The organism is Campylobacter sp. 2352 PW, assembly GCF_024723575.1.
In the GTDB taxonomy this organism is placed as follows: domain Bacteria; phylum Campylobacterota; class Campylobacteria; order Campylobacterales; family Campylobacteraceae; genus Campylobacter_D.
Map to the genome: position 1 here is coordinate 12,831 of NZ_JANQCX010000002.1, position 15,976 is coordinate 28,806.

Annotated in this window: 18 protein-coding genes; 4 read left to right on the forward strand and 14 right to left on the reverse strand. The window is 29.4% G+C overall.

Annotated elements, in window-relative coordinates; translation table 11 throughout:
- On the reverse strand, positions 1 to 1,005 hold the full coding sequence (locus CAMP5121_RS01255; protein WP_442863278.1) for a FecCD family ABC transporter permease: 1,005 nt from the start codon (positions 1,003 to 1,005) through the stop codon (positions 1 to 3).
- Positions 965 to 3,088 (reverse strand): TonB-dependent receptor, encoded by a 2,124-nt coding sequence (locus CAMP5121_RS01260; protein ID WP_337214577.1) that lies wholly within the window; start codon positions 3,086 to 3,088, stop codon positions 965 to 967. The genes CAMP5121_RS01255 and CAMP5121_RS01260 overlap by 41 nt, the downstream gene beginning before the upstream one ends.
- A 174-nt stretch (positions 3,089 to 3,262) precedes the next feature.
- Here CAMP5121_RS01260 and CAMP5121_RS01265 point away from each other — a divergent pair, with 174 nt between their 5' ends.
- The gene (locus tag CAMP5121_RS01265; RefSeq protein WP_337214578.1) at positions 3,263 to 4,012 is read left to right on the forward strand and encodes a HugZ family heme oxygenase; all 750 of its coding nucleotides are present in this window, start codon (positions 3,263 to 3,265) and stop codon (positions 4,010 to 4,012) included.
- 13 nt (positions 4,013 to 4,025) lie between these two features.
- Here the strand turns inward: CAMP5121_RS01265 and CAMP5121_RS01270 are convergent, their stop codons facing one another.
- Together CAMP5121_RS01270 and CAMP5121_RS01275 are read right to left on the reverse strand one after the other, a co-directional pair.
- Positions 4,026 to 4,349: an ArsR/SmtB family transcription factor gene (locus CAMP5121_RS01270; protein WP_337214579.1), complete on the reverse strand. Its 324-nt coding sequence runs from the start codon at positions 4,347 to 4,349 to the stop codon at positions 4,026 to 4,028.
- Positions 4,350 to 4,357: 8 nt separating this feature from the next.
- Positions 4,358 to 5,332, reverse strand: a complete 975-nt coding sequence (locus CAMP5121_RS01275; protein WP_337214580.1) for a permease — start codon at positions 5,330 to 5,332, stop codon at positions 4,358 to 4,360.
- Positions 5,333 to 5,482: 150 nt separating this feature from the next.
- On the opposite strand from CAMP5121_RS01275, the gene tatB reads away from it, so the two are divergent.
- From tatB to queA, 3 genes are read left to right on the forward strand one after another with little or no spacing between them, the layout of a single operon-like run.
- Entirely contained in the window at positions 5,483 to 5,875 is a 393-nt protein-coding gene (gene tatB, locus CAMP5121_RS01280) for a Sec-independent protein translocase protein TatB (protein WP_039618091.1), read from the forward strand.
- A gap of 2 nt (positions 5,876 to 5,877) precedes the next feature.
- Positions 5,878 to 6,618 carry a twin-arginine translocase subunit TatC gene (gene tatC, locus CAMP5121_RS01285; protein ID WP_039628251.1) on the forward strand — a complete coding sequence of 247 codons (741 nt, stop codon included), beginning with the start codon at positions 5,878 to 5,880 and terminating at the stop codon, positions 6,616 to 6,618.
- Positions 6,605 to 7,633: a tRNA preQ1(34) S-adenosylmethionine ribosyltransferase-isomerase QueA gene (gene queA, locus CAMP5121_RS01290; protein ID WP_337214581.1), complete on the forward strand. Its 1,029-nt coding sequence runs from the start codon at positions 6,605 to 6,607 to the stop codon at positions 7,631 to 7,633. Before tatC ends, queA begins: the two co-directional genes overlap by 14 nt.
- Here queA and mrdA read toward each other — a convergent pair.
- Genes mrdA through cbrR form a run of 10 tightly spaced genes read right to left on the reverse strand, consistent with a single transcriptional unit; the run spans position 7,626 to position 15,919 of the window.
- Positions 7,626 to 9,452, reverse strand: coding sequence for a penicillin-binding protein 2 (gene mrdA / locus CAMP5121_RS01295; protein ID WP_337214582.1), 1,827 nt, complete (start codon positions 9,450 to 9,452; stop codon positions 7,626 to 7,628). The two genes, queA and mrdA, sit on opposite strands and share 8 nt — an antisense overlap.
- Position 9,453: 1 nt before the next feature.
- Complete coding sequence (locus CAMP5121_RS01300; RefSeq protein WP_337214583.1) at positions 9,454 to 9,945, reverse strand: hypothetical protein; 492 nt, start codon at positions 9,943 to 9,945, stop codon at positions 9,454 to 9,456.
- The gene (yihA, locus tag CAMP5121_RS01305; RefSeq protein WP_263664125.1) at positions 9,935 to 10,534 is read right to left on the reverse strand and encodes a ribosome biogenesis GTP-binding protein YihA/YsxC; all 600 of its coding nucleotides are present in this window, start codon (positions 10,532 to 10,534) and stop codon (positions 9,935 to 9,937) included. Before yihA ends, CAMP5121_RS01300 begins: the two co-directional genes overlap by 11 nt.
- On the reverse strand, positions 10,531 to 10,989 hold the full coding sequence (gene lptA / locus CAMP5121_RS01310) for a lipopolysaccharide transport periplasmic protein LptA (RefSeq protein ID WP_263725258.1): 459 nt from the start codon (positions 10,987 to 10,989) through the stop codon (positions 10,531 to 10,533). The genes yihA and lptA overlap by 4 nt, the downstream gene beginning before the upstream one ends.
- On the reverse strand, positions 10,971 to 11,477 hold the full coding sequence (locus CAMP5121_RS01315) for a hypothetical protein (protein WP_039628246.1): 507 nt from the start codon (positions 11,475 to 11,477) through the stop codon (positions 10,971 to 10,973). The genes lptA and CAMP5121_RS01315 overlap by 19 nt, the downstream gene beginning before the upstream one ends.
- Complete coding sequence (locus tag CAMP5121_RS01320; RefSeq protein WP_039618077.1) at positions 11,468 to 11,956, reverse strand: 3-deoxy-D-manno-octulosonate 8-phosphate phosphatase, YrbI family; 489 nt, start codon at positions 11,954 to 11,956, stop codon at positions 11,468 to 11,470. Before CAMP5121_RS01320 ends, CAMP5121_RS01315 begins: the two co-directional genes overlap by 10 nt.
- 4 nt (positions 11,957 to 11,960) lie before the next feature.
- Positions 11,961 to 12,800 carry a septal ring lytic transglycosylase RlpA family protein gene (locus CAMP5121_RS01325; protein WP_337214584.1) on the reverse strand — a complete coding sequence of 280 codons (840 nt, stop codon included), beginning with the start codon at positions 12,798 to 12,800 and terminating at the stop codon, positions 11,961 to 11,963.
- Positions 12,736 to 13,887, reverse strand: a complete 1,152-nt coding sequence (locus CAMP5121_RS01330) for a lytic transglycosylase domain-containing protein (RefSeq protein ID WP_337214585.1) — start codon at positions 13,885 to 13,887, stop codon at positions 12,736 to 12,738. Before CAMP5121_RS01330 ends, CAMP5121_RS01325 begins: the two co-directional genes overlap by 65 nt.
- Positions 13,887 to 14,684 carry a TatD family hydrolase gene (locus CAMP5121_RS01335; RefSeq protein ID WP_337214586.1) on the reverse strand — a complete coding sequence of 266 codons (798 nt, stop codon included), beginning with the start codon at positions 14,682 to 14,684 and terminating at the stop codon, positions 13,887 to 13,889. The genes CAMP5121_RS01330 and CAMP5121_RS01335 overlap by 1 nt, the downstream gene beginning before the upstream one ends.
- Positions 14,675 to 15,919, reverse strand: coding sequence for a bile resistance response regulator CbrR (cbrR, locus tag CAMP5121_RS01340; protein WP_263679015.1), 1,245 nt, complete (start codon positions 15,917 to 15,919; stop codon positions 14,675 to 14,677). The genes CAMP5121_RS01335 and cbrR overlap by 10 nt, the downstream gene beginning before the upstream one ends.
- Positions 15,920 to 15,976: the final 57 nt, after the last annotated feature.

A 15,976-nucleotide genomic window follows, 5' to 3' on the forward strand; every position in this document is an offset into this window, starting at 1 on the left:
TCAAAATCCTTTTTTTGACTTCAAAGCTAAATATAAAAATATAGGCGAACCAAACAAAGCAGTAATAATGCCTATGGGTATTTGAACAGGAGAAAGTAAAGTCTTTGCTATAATATCACTAATGAGCAAAAAAATACCACCAAGAACAACAGAATATGGGATCACAATAGCATTATCATAGGTTTTAAAAATCAATCTCACAATATGCGGTATAATCAAACCAACAAAAGCTATAATCCCCGTAAAAGCCACAGCAAAAGATACAGCTAATGAAGAAACGATCAAAAGTTTTATCCTTAAACTATATGCATCAACTCCTAAATTTTTAGCCTCTTCATCTCCGCTTAGTAAAATATTTAAGGCATTTTTATTGATATAAAAATACAATAAACTTAAAAGCAAAGGCAAGATAAGAATTTGCACATGATACCAAGAACTTAAGCCAATATTTCCCATCAACCAAGCTACAACCTTAAAAGAGTCTTCTCCAATAACATAAGTAAAAAATGAAGTAAAAGCTCCTAAAAAAGATGATGTAGCAATACCAATAATCAACAATGTGCTAATGGAAGTTTTAGAAGCAATTTTAAAAACAAAAAAAGAAAAAATACTCGAACAAATAAAGGCAAAAATTCCATAATAATAATCTTCAAAGCCCAATAAATAAGCAACAATAGCCCCAAAAGTAGCCGCTGAAGCAATACCTATGATATAAGGATCTGCTATGGGGTTTAAAAATACATTTTGAGTAATAGCTCCACTACTTGATAATAACATTCCAATCAAAATAGCCATAACTACTCTACTTAAACGAGCATCTATGATCATTTGATTTAAAGTGTCATTATGTATAAAAACATACTCATACAACTGCACAGGGTTGATATTTTCTTCACCTAAGCATAACGCCATTACAATAACCACAAAATAAGCCAAAACAAACATGGAGTAAATTAAAGTGTTTTTAGAACACATACTTAAACTCCGTATAATAACTTCTTCCATTTCCTGGTAGGTACTGATCATTTATACTATCTTGATAGGTGTAGTATTTTTTATCAAATACATTTCTTATCCCTGCAGCAATTTGCAAATTTTTATAATTATAACTTGCTCCAATATCTACTAAAGTGTAGTCTTTGATCCATTCATTTTGATACATTTTTCCCGTTTTCTCATCTATCATACCACCATCTTTAGCTCTAGAATGATAATTTAAGTCAACAAAAGTATTAAAATTTGCACTCCAGTAATAATCTAATCCCGCATATAAATTAACATTAGAAACATAAGGAATTCTTAAGCCATCATTAACCCCTTTAGATATACTTGCATCGATGTAAGCTACACCTTGTTTTAAGATCAAAGTTTCTCCAAGTAGTTTTTGACTTAAATTCATTTCAACACCAAGTCGTCTAGTCTCATCTATATTGTAGTATTTCCACCATGATCCTGATGTAGCATGCGGGTTGCCAAGATAAGCTATCTCATCTTTACTTTGGGTGTAAAAAACACTTGCTCTAAAAGCGTGAAAATCCCACAATACATCATTAATACCCAATTCAAAGGTATGAAAAATTTCAGAATTTAAATCCGTAGAATAATACTTCTTACTTTTGTTGTCTTTATTTACAAATTGTGCTGGGCTTGGAGATATAAAACCCTTTTCGTATTTAAAATACGCCAAACCCGTATCAGAATACACAAAAGTAGGAGTAAGCTCAAAAGCAATATTATCACTGTGTTTTTTTGTGTCAAAAAGACTCAACTCATCTATAATTATGGGGTGATTTGGAGTATTAATTTGCATTTGATTTTTATAGCTTCTATGCGTGGTATATTGGTTCCATTCGTATCGAATACCACTAGATAAAACAAAAATATCATTAAATTGATGAGAGTTTAAAACAAAAATCGAATGGCTTTGCTTGTTCATATCCATAATAGTTTGCATATGATGATAAGGTATGATAGGAAAAACACTATATTTTAATAAGCTTGTTCGCTTAGCATCATGATTTAAAAAATCATACCCGCTTACCAAGTAAGAATTCTCATTGTAATTGTATTTTGCTTTAAAATTAAACCCTAAAGTCATGTCATTAAATCCACTTCCATCTTGGTAAGCTTTAATGCCTTTCATCATAATCACATCTTTATCGTAAACGATTTTTTGATCTTGCCAAAAACTCCCTAAGCGAAATTCCCAAGCATCACCAAGGTAGTAATTATAATCTAAGCTTAATTCAGATCTATTAGTTTGTGTGATATTCTCTGAAGCGCCTTTTTGTCTAGGGTTACTTTCAATTTGTGCTTTGGTTAAATAGCCGCTATTTTTATTTGTACTTTTAAAATGATTATAATTTAATGCAATATTACTATTTTCATCAAGATCACTCATTATGCCTGTATTAAGATGAAAGCCTTTTTCATTATAGCCTTCTTGAAAGCCATTTTTGTCAAATTTTTGAGCACTCAAAGACAAAGCCACATCATCACGTAAAACCTTATTTAAATTAAAACCGAAATTACCTCCATCGATAACATTTTGGTAAGATTGTGTTTGACCAAAAATAGAAAAATGATCTTGTTTTTGCTTTTTGCTTATAATATTGATCACACCACCTCTTGTGCCATTTCCATATAAAATTGACCCTCCACCCGGTATGATTTCTATACGTTCAATATTGTTTATATTAATACCATTTAAAGGAGTAACACCATGGGAATTATCAAGCATATTAATTTGGCGACCATCTAGCATTACCTTAACAGCAATATTAGATTTATTTCCTTGTCCTCTCATATCAACATTACGACCTAATCCAAAATTAACAAAATTGATTTCAGGTATACTCTCTAACACTTGCTCTATAGAGCTAAAACCTTTTTTCTTTAAAAAAGAACCATCTACAACAATAACATTTCTCAAATTCTTATCCGCATCTTGCTCAAATCCACTCGCAGAAACTACAAGTTCATCTAAATACACTTTTTCATCTTTTGTATTTAATGCATTAGCCCATGCATGATTTAAAAATAATACTGCATAAAAAGAAAATGAAATAATCCTACTTGTAGAATTCATTATATATACTCCTTAGTGATTACTATATAATAATGATAATTTATATCATTATTAAAAAAAGAGAAATATACTCTCATTTAATTTAAAAAAAGATAAAATAATAAGCGGTTTAAGATAAATTTAATTTGATAATTGATATTGTTTTTCAAAATTTTATAAAAAGGATACTATTCAATGAATTTTAGTACTATCATAGAGCATATGAACTCACACCATCAATCCAACCTTATAGACTTATGCAAAAAATTTTCTGACTCCAAGAAAATCGAAAAAGCTATACTTCAGAGTGTGGACTTTGAAGGGCTAGATATAATCTACAATGATGATCAAACACTACGCATTAATTTTCCAACAAAAGCTGATATAAACACCATTAAAGATATCATCATCGAGCTTTGCGTGAATGCAAAAAACGATGGTTTAGAAAACATTCATCAAGAGATTGATGAATTTATCGCACAATACAATTCCATCATTTTAGCAACACTCACTGAAAATGGTGAAACCACTTGCTCTTATGCTCCATTTTTTAGATTTCAATCTGAAAATTACATTTACATTAGTCAAATCAGTGAGCATTTTCATAATATCAAAACAAACCCAAACAACATTGAAGTAATGTTTTTAGAAGATGAATGCAAAGCGAGTTCAGTCGCTCTAAGAAAAAGACTACGCTATAAAGCAAGCGCATCCATTCTTGAAAGAGATACAGAATTTGACAAAAAATATGATGAGTTTGAAAAACAAACAAAAGATGATAAAGCAGTGAAGATGATTAGAACTATGCTTGATTTTCATTTGATTAAACTTAACTTTCACAATGGACGCTTTGTAAAAGGATTTGGCAAAGCTTATGATATACAAGATGGGAAAATTATTCACATCAAAGGCAAACACCCTCATCAATTCTCACACAAAAAATAGCTTGCTAGGTAACTTACCTAGCGTTAGCGCATTCACAAGAAAACCTTTTAAGCTCAGGAAGCTTTATGGAAAGTTCATTGATGTTTTTTAATATATCATTACAAAAATTATTTAAATTTTCTTTTACTCCATAATACGCCCAAACACCTTGTCTATCTACTTCTAAAAAATTAGCTTCTTTTAAAATTTTTAAATGTCTTGAAAGTCTTGATTGACTCATATTTAAAGAGCTTTGCAAATCACACACACAAAGCTTTCCGTATTTTTGTAAGAAAGCTAGGATCAAAATCCTGCTTTCATCATTAACCGCACTTGTTATTTTTAAAAACTCTTGCATAAAAATCCTTATATAAAAAACATTAAAAGACCAAAACTAATCGCAATAGCAACAATCATACTTGCAAATAAAATCAAAAAGCTTGTTTTGAAAATTCTTTTAAGCAAAATAAGCTCAGGCAAAGAACACCCTGCTCCTGCTATTAAAAAACTCATCATTATACCAAGTGGAATTCCACTGGTAGTTAAAGCTAGTGCTATAGGTATCATAGCTGTACAATTCATATAAAGTAAAACTCCTATAAAAGCTGCTATAAATACGCCCAAAACTCCATAATTTTTCATATAATTTTGGAAAAAATCTTGTGGAAAAGCACCATGTATAACAGCCCCTATAGCCATACCTATAACAATATAAGGTAAAATTTTTTTATACTCTTTAAAACTTTGTGAAAATAATATTTTGATTTTACTTTCTTTAGCTTTGTTTTTAAAATTTAAAATTTTACTTGTTTTAGAATTTTTAGCAAAAACCAAGCTAGGTTTTTGACAACATGAGCTTTGAAAAGTATTATTAGAACAACATGACTTTTGCTCTAAATCATTTTTTAAAAAGTCTTCATTAAAAAATCCTTGAGTGTTTATTTTAGAAACACAAAAAGCAATAAATAAAATCACACAAAATAAAAATCCCACATAAAATAAAGATATTTTTAAGCCAAAACTCACCATAAACATCACTACTATAATAGGATTAATTAAAGGCGAGGTGATTAAATAAGCTATGCATACCCCAAGTGGGACTTTAGCTTTTAAAAATGCGTTTAAAAGCGGTATGCTTGAACATGAGCAAAATGGAGTTAAACAACCCAAAAGTATGGCTTTTATATAGCTTGCAAAAGAATCTTTCTTTAAATGCTCATTAAAAAATTTGGCATAGCGCTCATTTAAATAAGCAATAAGCATACTAACTAAAATAAACAAAACAGATATTTCTATAAATAAAATAAGAAAATCTTTTAAAATAAAAACTAATTTCTCCATGCTTTTCCTTTTTTATTTTTAATTCAATATAACAAAAATATATTAATATATCAAGATATCTTTATATATTAATATGATAAAAGTAATAATATTTTTAAGTATTTTTATGTAAAATGTAAACCATATATTCAAATGAAAGAAGATAAAATAATGAGTTTTGGTGAAATTTTAGTTATTTTAGTTGTAGCTATTTTAGTGCTTGGGCCTGAAAAATTACCTTCAACTATAGTCGAAATTGCAAAAATTTTAAAAGCCATTAAAAGTAATATCGATGAAGCAAAAGCAAGTATTAATAAAGAACTAAAAATAGCAGAATTAAAAGATGAAGCACAAAAATACAAAGATGAATTTTCACAAACTAATGAAAATATCAGAAAAAAACTAAGTTTTGAAGAATTTGATCAACTCAAAGAAGATATTTTAAATAATACCAAAGAATTAAAAAGTGAAATTAATGATTTAGAAAAAGATATACAAGAACTTTCTAATCTTGAAGAAAAAATTCAAAAAGATGAAAAAAATACTCAGAAAATGGAAAGCTAAGAATGTTTGAAGAATTAAAACCGCATTTAGTAGAACTTAGAAAAAGATTATTTATAAGTGTTGCTTGTGTTGTTGTGATGTTTTTTGTATGTTTTAGTTTTAATAACTATATCATAGATATACTAAAAGCGCCTGTTGAAGCGGCCTTACCTGAAATTTCAAGACAAATGACCTTTGTTGAGTTACAAGAGCCTTTGTTTACTGCGATGAAGGTTTCGTTTTTTACAGCTTTTTTGATTTCTTTGCCAGTTATTTTTTGGCAGTTTTGGAAATTTGTAGCACCTGGACTTTATGATAATGAAAAAAGATTAGTAGTACCTTTTGTAAGCTTTGCTAGTATTATGTTTGCACTTGGTGCTTTATTTTGTTATTATATAGTTATACCTTTGGCTTTTAAATTTTTGATTGATTTTGGGGTGCAAACCCAAGATTTTAAGCCTTTAATTAGTATAGGTTTATATGTAGGCTTTTTTACTAAATTAGTAATCGCTTTTGGTTTAGCTTTTGAAATGCCTGTAATAACCTTTTTCTTTGCTAAACTTGGACTGATTGATGATACTTTTTTGAAAAAACATTTTAGAGTTTCAGTTTTAGTGATTTTTGTTTTTTCAGCTATGATGACACCACCTGATGTTATATCACAATTTTTAATGGCTGTTCCTTTATGCGGGCTTTATGGAATTTCTATTTATATAGCTAAAAAAGTTAATCCTAGTCAAAAAGAAGATGATGAAAATGATTGATAAAGATCTTTTGCTTTCTAGTTATGATTATGATTTACCCAATGAACTTATAGCAAATTTTCCTATTTTACCCAAAGAAAATGCCAAGCTTTTAGTATATGAAAGATGTAAAGATCAAATTTCACATTTGCATTTTAAGGACTTAGCTAAAATTTTACCACCTTGTGAAATCATCTTTAATGATACCAAAGTCATCAAAGCAAGAATTTATGGAAACAAAGAAAGTGGTAGTAAAATAGAACTTTTTATCAACCATCCTTTAAAAAATAATGAATTTTTAGTGCAAATTCGGGGTAAGGTTAAAGAAGGGCAAATTTTATATTTTGAAAATTCTTTAAAAGCTAAAATCAAAAAATTACATGATGATGGCACAAGAGAAGTAGAGTTTTTTAATGATGAAAAAGAGCTTAGTCATCATGAAGTTTTTGAAATTTTAGAAAAAATAGGTCATATACCTTTGCCACCTTATATTAAAAGAGCAGATGAAGCGCAAGATAGCATTAACTATCAAAGCATTTTTGCTAAAAATCAAGGCGCAGTTGCCGCACCTACTGCAAGCTTACATTTTGATAAAGCAATGATTGATGAACTTAAAAAAAATCATAATATCCATACTATTACACTACACGTTGGTGCAGGAACTTTTAAAGGTGTAGAATGTGAAGATATACGTGATCATAAAATGCATTCAGAATTTTTTCATATTGATGATGAAACTTGTGCTTTGATTGATTCTTCTAAGAAAATACTAGGCGTTGGTACCACTGTTACTCGTTGTATAGAATATTATTATAGAAAAAAAATAAAAGAAGGTTTTTGTGATTTGTTTTTACACCCACAAAATACCCCGCAAAGACTTGATTATTTACTTACTAATTTTCACTTACCAAAATCAACTTTAATTATGCTTGTGGCAGCATTTATAGATAGAGAAAAAACCTTAGAGCTTTACCATGAAGCCATAGAAAATAACTATCGTTTTTACTCATATGGCGATGGAATGCTAATTATTTAGTCTTTTTCTTGATATATTTTTTATCAATATAGCCCAAATCTATAAGTTTTTGATAAATTTTTGCCAGTATAGGCCCTCCTGTACTACTACCACTTTTTCCATGTTCGATTAAAACCACTACTACATATTGTGGTTTTTCATAAGGTGCATAAGAAGTAATCCAAGCATGAGATCTTAAAAAGTATTCTAAATCCTCTTCTTTAATACGCTTTTTTTCACTTTGAGAAATTCCAACTACTTGAGCTGTTCCTGTTTTAGCTGCTATGGTAATAGGTGAATTTCTTAAAAATCTTGCCGTAGTTCCACCGTCTTCATTAGCAACTTCATACATAGCACGCCTTAAAAGTGGAAGTTTTAATAGTTCAAAAGTCGTAAAAACACTTTCATTATTATCAAAATTTATCTTAGTAACATTATCATCAACGCTATGTAAAAAATGCGGTGTGATATTTTTAGCCGTAGCAATCATAGCTGTAAATTTAGCCACTTGCATAGGAGTAGCAAGAAAATCACCTTGTCCTATGCTTGTATTTAAAGTTTCACCTTGATACCATGGTTGGTTGTATTTTTCTTTTTTCCATATTCTATTAGGTACTGTTCCTATAAACTCATTAGGCAAATCCACTCCTGTTTTTGCACCAAAACCTATTCTTTCAAAAACAGAACTAATAGTATCAATACCAACCTCTAAAGCACCTTTATAAAAATATACATCACAACTTTCCCTAATAGCATCTGTCATATCTACATAACCATGACCTATAGCCTTCCAACATCTAAATTTTCTACCACCAAGCTCAAAGTTAGAATCACACAAATATTTATGATTTTCACTTACTTTTCCACTATCTAAAAAGGCCAAAGCTGTACCCATTTTTATAACTGAACCTGGAGGATAAAGACCGTTAATAAGTTTATTAGTAAAAGGATGGTTTAAATCATTAGAAAGTTTATCCCATTCTTCTTGGCTAATACCCGTAACAAATGGATTAAGATTATACTCAGGAAAACTACCCGCTGCTAAAATAGCTCCGCTTTTTACATCCATTACTATAGCTGCACCTGCTAAATTTTCAAAAATACTAGCTAAGTATTCTTGCAAATCAAGATCTATGCTTAAAGTGATATTACTTGAAGTAGGTTTTTTATAAGAAAGTTCTTCTATTTCTTTATTTAATGCATTTACCTTGCTAACCTTTTCACCCTTTTGACCTTGTAAAATATCATTATAAGAACGCTCTATGCCACTACGCCCTACATAGCTAGTTAATCTTGCAATTTCATTTTCATTCATATCATTTAAATTTGCTTTTCCAACATAACCTATAACATGGCTAGCTAAAGCATCATAAGGATAAAATCTTTGAGTAGTAGATTTAACTTGCATGTTTTCGCGCAAATTAAGCTTAGTAAAATGCTTAATCATCGCATCATATTCTATAAATGGAACCACTTCTATATAATCTTGGTTATAATAAGAATCTGCTTTTATATAAGTTCTTTTGAGCTTAGTAGCATTTAAATCCGGAAAGGCTCCTACTATAGCTTGCAATTCTTGTTCTAAAAGAGCTCTGTTTTTCTTTTTTATATGCAAATATGGCTTTATAGAGATCGAAAAACCTAATTTATTTACCGCTAAGGGTCTACCCTTTATATCTAAAATTTGCCCTCTAACAGGTGCTAAAAATTGCGTTTTAATGGCATTTTGTTTAGCTATTTCTTCATAATAAACATTAGATTTAATACTTATATAATACACCCTAGCAAGCAAAAGCAAGAAAAAACAAGCTATAAATCCCATCACCAAACGCATGCGCATATTAAATTTTCCCTTTAAAAATAACAAAAGAAATCAAAGCCTCAACAGCAAAAAACCATAGATATTCAATACCAAATTTTAAAATTTCATTATTATCTAAATATGCTAAAAACACATCAAAAAGATAGATAAAAATATAAGCACACAAAGTAAATATAATGAGTAAATAATGACCTAGTTTTAACTTGCTTTTAAACCAATCGACAAAAAGATGATAAAAAACAAAAAAAGCTATCCATGAGCTAAAAAGATAAAATCCATGGATAATATCAACTAGCAAAAGATAAAATAAAGAAAAATACCATCTAAAATCAAGCTTATTAAGAGTTCTTTCTTTTTCTTTTAAAAGCACTATCATATAACAAAAAAACACCCCAAACAAAGGAGGCATCCAATAATACACAGAGCTTAGCACTTGATAAAAAATCAAAGATAAATAAAAAAATAAATAAGAAAAATCAAATCTATTTTTTACTAAATTTCTACTCCTCATTCAAACCCAAGCTCTCTAAAATGATTTTTTGTTCTAATTTATCAATACCGCTTTTTTTCAAATTTGACACTAAGATAGCATTTTTATTTGTATTTAAAATTTTTGCTTTTTGACTTTGATTGAGCTTGTCTGCTTTTGTAAAAACTGTTATTTTTTTTTGATCAGCTCTAATAAAAGAATCCAAATATAAATCCAAATTTGCATCAATATCTAAATTTTCATGTCTTGAATCTATTAGATGGATAAAAAGCTTAATAGAACTACGCTCTTTTAAAAACTCATCTAAATTTTTATTCCAAATAGCCTTAGTTTTTTTGCTCACTTTAGCATAACCAAAACCAGGTAAATCAATAAATATTAGTTTAAATTTATCCTCATCTTTTTTGCAATCAACTTCAAAAAAATTAATGAGTTGGGTTTTACCTGGAGTTGAAGAACTTTTTGCTAAATTTTTATTTTTGCATAGTGTATTAATCAAAGAACTTTTACCCACATTAGAACGTCCTAAAAAGGCGATTTCAGTATATATAGGTTGCGGCGCTTCGTCTATTTTAGAAGCAGAAATTAAAAATTTAGCATTCAATATCATTCTTTTACTTCAAATACAAATTTGGCAGGTTTTTTATCTTTACTCACTACTCTATAAGTCATATTTTTTCTATCTACTATGATTTTATCCCCTATGAGTTCTTTTTTTGTTTGCATTTCTGTAATTTTTGCATTGCCATTAATCTCATATGTATCCTTAGCTACATTATAAATAAATTCATCACCGCTTCCATGATAAGTTTTATCTTTCATCATGATTTTAAATTTAGCATCTTTAGTAGCTATATACTTGGTTGGTTGTTTGTTTTTCATATAAATAACTAATTTTTGCGAATTTAAAACATCATTGCCTTTTTTAACTTCCACATCACCGGTTAATACACTTGTTTCATTTTTTTCATCTAAGTAAAAATCCTTAGCGTAAACTTCTATTTTTTGTGCACTAAATGCGAACAAATTTAACAAACACAGAAAAATTATTGCTCTAAAAACCATGCTTTTATTCCTTGAATTTTTAATTCTTTTTGATTTACATCATATAAAAAATTATCCCCAAAAACTTCATTTAAACCTATATATGCTTTAAAATTATCATTAGAAAATAAAATTTTATTTTTCATATCATAAGTTGCTTTTTGGGTAAAAATAGAAGTTTGGTTATGATCAAAATAACTTACATTGCCTTCTAAAATGGATTTTTCTTCATTTCTTACTAATAAATCTGAACTTAAATTATAATCAAGCGCTTGAACTTTAAAATCATCAAAAATATCTTTGTCTTGATATTTTACCCAACGACTTGCCTGATATGTAGCCTTAATTACACTAGCATTTAACTCATAATCAAGCACATCAAAAGCTTGCATATTTGCCACATCTACCTTTTGTGGTTTTATGGCAAATAAATATGGATCTTGGGTGCTTAAAATCACCATAACAAAGGCAAATAAACTCATCAATATAGCAAAAATTTTTATCGCCAAAGTTTATCCCATTGAGCTTGCATATTATTATGTTCAATTAAAATTTCAATCATCTCGCTCACTGCCCCATTGCCACCTTTTCTATTTAAAACTTTATCAGTTTTCAAAGCCTTATGTGCATCTTTTGGCTTGAAGCTATATCCAACTGCTTCAAGCAAACTCATATCATTATAATAATCCCCAATAGCGGCACATTGAGAAAAATCTAAATTTAATTTTTCTAAAATTTCTTTAGCGCAAGCTAGTTTATCACTAATACCTTGATAGACTAAATCAATTTTTAAATCCCTAGCTCTAAAATACACACACTCGCTAGTCCTACCTGTAATGATAGCAACTTTTTTACCAAGCTTTTGCCAAGCTTCAATCGCCGCACCATCTTTTACATTAAATTCTTTAATCTCGCCATAATTTTGTGTGTAGATGATTTTACCATCTGTTAGACAACCATCTACATCTAAAAAAATAAGTTCTATCATAATCTTACTCTCTTACTATAAACGCACCTGGGAAAGATCCACTATCAACAAAATCTCTTGCTTCTTGCTCACTTCTAAAACCTTTTAAAAATACTCTATGCAAGCCATCTTTAGCACTTGTTTGTATTGTTGTAGTATAAGAATTATAATTTTTGTATCTACTTGCTATTAGCTCTGCGCCACTTTTATTTCTAAATGCTCCAATTTGCACCATAAAAGATCCACCTTGGAAAATATGACCACTATCAGCAATCTCTCCACTGCTGCCTAAATTAGAATTAGTATGAACTGAACCCGAACTTGCACTTGTTCCAAAGCCAATCACTTCAAGTCTTACAGGAGCTGTTCCGGATTGAATCATATCTATATCTCTTGCAGCCATATTAGATAAATCTATAATCCTACCTGCTACAAAAGGCCCTCTATCGTTAATCCTAACAGTAGTTTGACGATGATTTTTTAAATTAGTTACTTTTACTATGGTATTCATAGGTAAAGTTTTATGAGCTGCGGTATATGCGTGTTGATCATAAGTTTCACCATTAGAAGTTTTTTTACCATGGAAGCCCGGACCATACCAACTAGCTATACCATCAGCAGTCTCACCTACTTCTACTACTGTTGGATAATAAGTTTTACCATTAATAGTGTAAGGCTTCATAGTGCCTTTTAAGCTTGTATTATTATGCTTTATACTTTTAAAATCTCTTTCTGGGTAATACACAGTAGGCGTGCTAATAGGAACCATACTACAAGCACTGAACAAAATCCCTACACAACTAACGACTAACGACTTTTGTATGAGAGTTTTTTGATATTTTTTGAGTTGTTTTAATTTTTGCATTATTATTCTCCTTAATTTTTAACACAAGTTTTTGATTGATATTGATTAAATTTCCTTTTATTTTATTATATTCTTTAATACTTTCAACGCTTATTCTATGTTTTCTTGCAATAGTATAAAGACTATCACCTTCTTTTACTATATAAATTTTTGTATGCGGAATGGTTGTATCCACCTTAGCTAATTTTACATTCTCCAATGCCTTTTCTACTGCCACACTTTTGCTTAAAGGAATATACATGTAATAATCTTTTTTATCAGGTGGAGTAAAATCATAATTAAAATGTGGATTATAACGCTTAAATTCTTTATAAGACATTTTAGCTACTTTGGCAAGCTCTCTTAAAGAAACACTTGGTGGAACTGAGATTTTTTTAACTTCACTTGATAGGGCATAATTAAGCAAAGCGCTATCTTGAGAAATTAAAAAATCATTATTATTAGCCAAAAATGCCATAGTAAGAATTTTTCTAATAAAAATTCTAGTTTCTAATGGCAAGTATTTTTTATCAGGATCAAGTAAGGTTCTTAAATCATCACTTTTTGCTTTTTTTATAGCTTGACGTAATTTACCATCACCACAATTATAAGCTAAAATAGCCAAATACCATTTTCCAAACTGCTCTTTTAGTTGTTTTAAATAAGTAATAGCTGCATAAGTTGATTTTACCAAATCTTTTCTCTCATCTACATAAGGATCTATCCTTAAACCCAAAGTTTGTGCCGTTGGTTTCATAAATTGCCAAACACCTACTGCTTTAGTTCTTGAAATGCTATGAATTTTTAAACCAGATTCTACAATTGCTAAGTATAAAAATTCTTGAGGAATATTTTCTTTTTCTAAGATTTTACGGATAATTGGAGTGATTTTGTAAAATTCCCTCATCGTATCTACTAAAGTTTTAGAATGCATATCCATGGAAGATTCTTTAAATTCTAAAAAAATCATATCACTAAGATAGCTTGCTTCTATATCTAAATTTCTTAAAATTTGTGCTTGTTGAGTATAGTGCTCTGGAGTAAATTGCAAGGCTTTAGCATTTAAACATAATAATACTAAAATAAAAAATAAAAAGCTTTTTTTCATCATAAACCTTGGAAAAACAAACGATTAGCGTTAGAATTAGTAAGTTTTATTATTTCATTTTTAGATAAATTTAAAAGCTCAGCCATTTTTTGAGCTACAAAATGGGTCAAAATAGGATCATTTACCTTGCCACGATATGGCTCTGGAGTTAAATAAGGTCCATCTGTTTCTAAGACTAGTTTATCTTTTGGAATTTTAGGTAAAACTTCTACTAGTTTTTTTGCATTTTTAAAAGTTAAAACCCCACCTATACCAAAATAAAAACCATCATCTGCTAGCTGAAGTAAAAGCTCACTAGCATTAAAACAATGCAAAACACCACCTTGTAAATCTTTTGCATATGTTTTTAAAATATTAAAACTATCTTCATTAGCTTCACGCACATGAACAATCAAAGGCTTTTTATATTCAATAGCTAGCTGAATTTGAGCTATAAAAACTTCTTTTTGCTTTGCTTTTATTTCATCCTCATCAGCCCTTAAACGATAATAATCAAGCCCGCACTCACCCACTGCAATGCATTTTTTATCATTTATAAATTCTTTTAAAACATCCAAATCAAAATCATCTATATCATAAGGATGTACCCCACAAGAAAAATACACATTTTCATAATCATGTGCAATTTCTCTTGCTCTTGGCAAATCTTTTATATCTGCTCCAGGTATGATGATTTTATCTACTCCATTAGCAAAGGCATGATTTAACATCTCATCCAAATATCCAAAATAAGCTTGATTATCTAGATGACAATGTGTATCTATGATTTTTTCGCTAAAGTCACAATCTAAAAACATACCTCTACCCTATTTTTACCATTAGCCTTAGCTAAATCTAGTGCCTTTTGAGCATTATTAAGCAAATCTTGTATTTGGCTTGTTTTACCTCCAAAAGCAACTCCTACAGAAATACTATAATCAACCTCATCTAAAGCTATTAAAACACTTTCTTTAGCAATATTTACTCTTATATTTGAAAAAGCTTTCAATGCTTCTTTATTATCTGTATTTTTTAAAAGTACGTAAAATTTACCATCTTCAATTCTAGTTGCTAAATCCATGCCGCGAATTTGATCTTTGATTTTTTTAGCTGTGTGTTTAATCACTCCATCACCACAATCATAACTTAGTTCATAGTTAATTGTTGCAAGATTGTCTATATCAATTAATGCTAAAGCTAATTCTTCACTTTCTTGCATATCTTCTAAATAATCTAAAAATCTTTTTTCAAAATTTGCATAATCATCAAGTCCTGTTAGCAAATCTTTACCCAAACTATACTCATCAAGTAAAACACATTTTTGCATATAATCTAAGCAATTATTCACTCTACAATTAAGTGATTCTTTTTGGAAAGGTCTAATCACATAGTCATTTACGCCCTTTCTAAAAGCTCTTGCCTCTAGCGCATCATCTTTATCTCCAACCATGATCACACCAAGTTCTATCTTAGAGTATTTTGAGCGAATTTCTACAAGCAAATCTTCTCCATTAATTACAGGCATAGTTGCATCACAAATTACCAATTTTGTATCAGGATTATCACTAAGATAACTTAGCGCTTCTTCTCCATGTGCTGCTGCTAAAACATTAAAAAGTTGATTATTAAGATTTTTTTTCATTTCTGCGCGTAAAGTTACATTAGCGATTGCTAAAATTATCTTAGTTTTATTGTTTTTTTGAAGCATTCTAATGGAACTTAGCATTTCATCAATACAGCTTTCGCTTTCTTTTTGAATATAACCTATAATATCTTTTTCCATAAATTTCTTACGCGTTTGCCCATCACTACTTCCTGTAAGTACTATAGCAGGAATATTTTTTTCTAAAACCACATCCACCACTTCTCCATTGGGAGCATCTGGCAAACAAAGATCTACAAAAGCCATAAAATAATCATTTTTCACTAATTCTTTAGCACTATTCATATCAAAAGCAACATCTACTTTTAAACCCAAAGTGTTTTCTACTTTTTTTGCTAAAAGCTTTGTGAGCATTTTGTTATCATCAATAATTAAAATTTTTTCTTCCATAGCCAACTCTCTTTATAATTTCAAAGTATAATTATAACATATAGAAATTTACTTTTT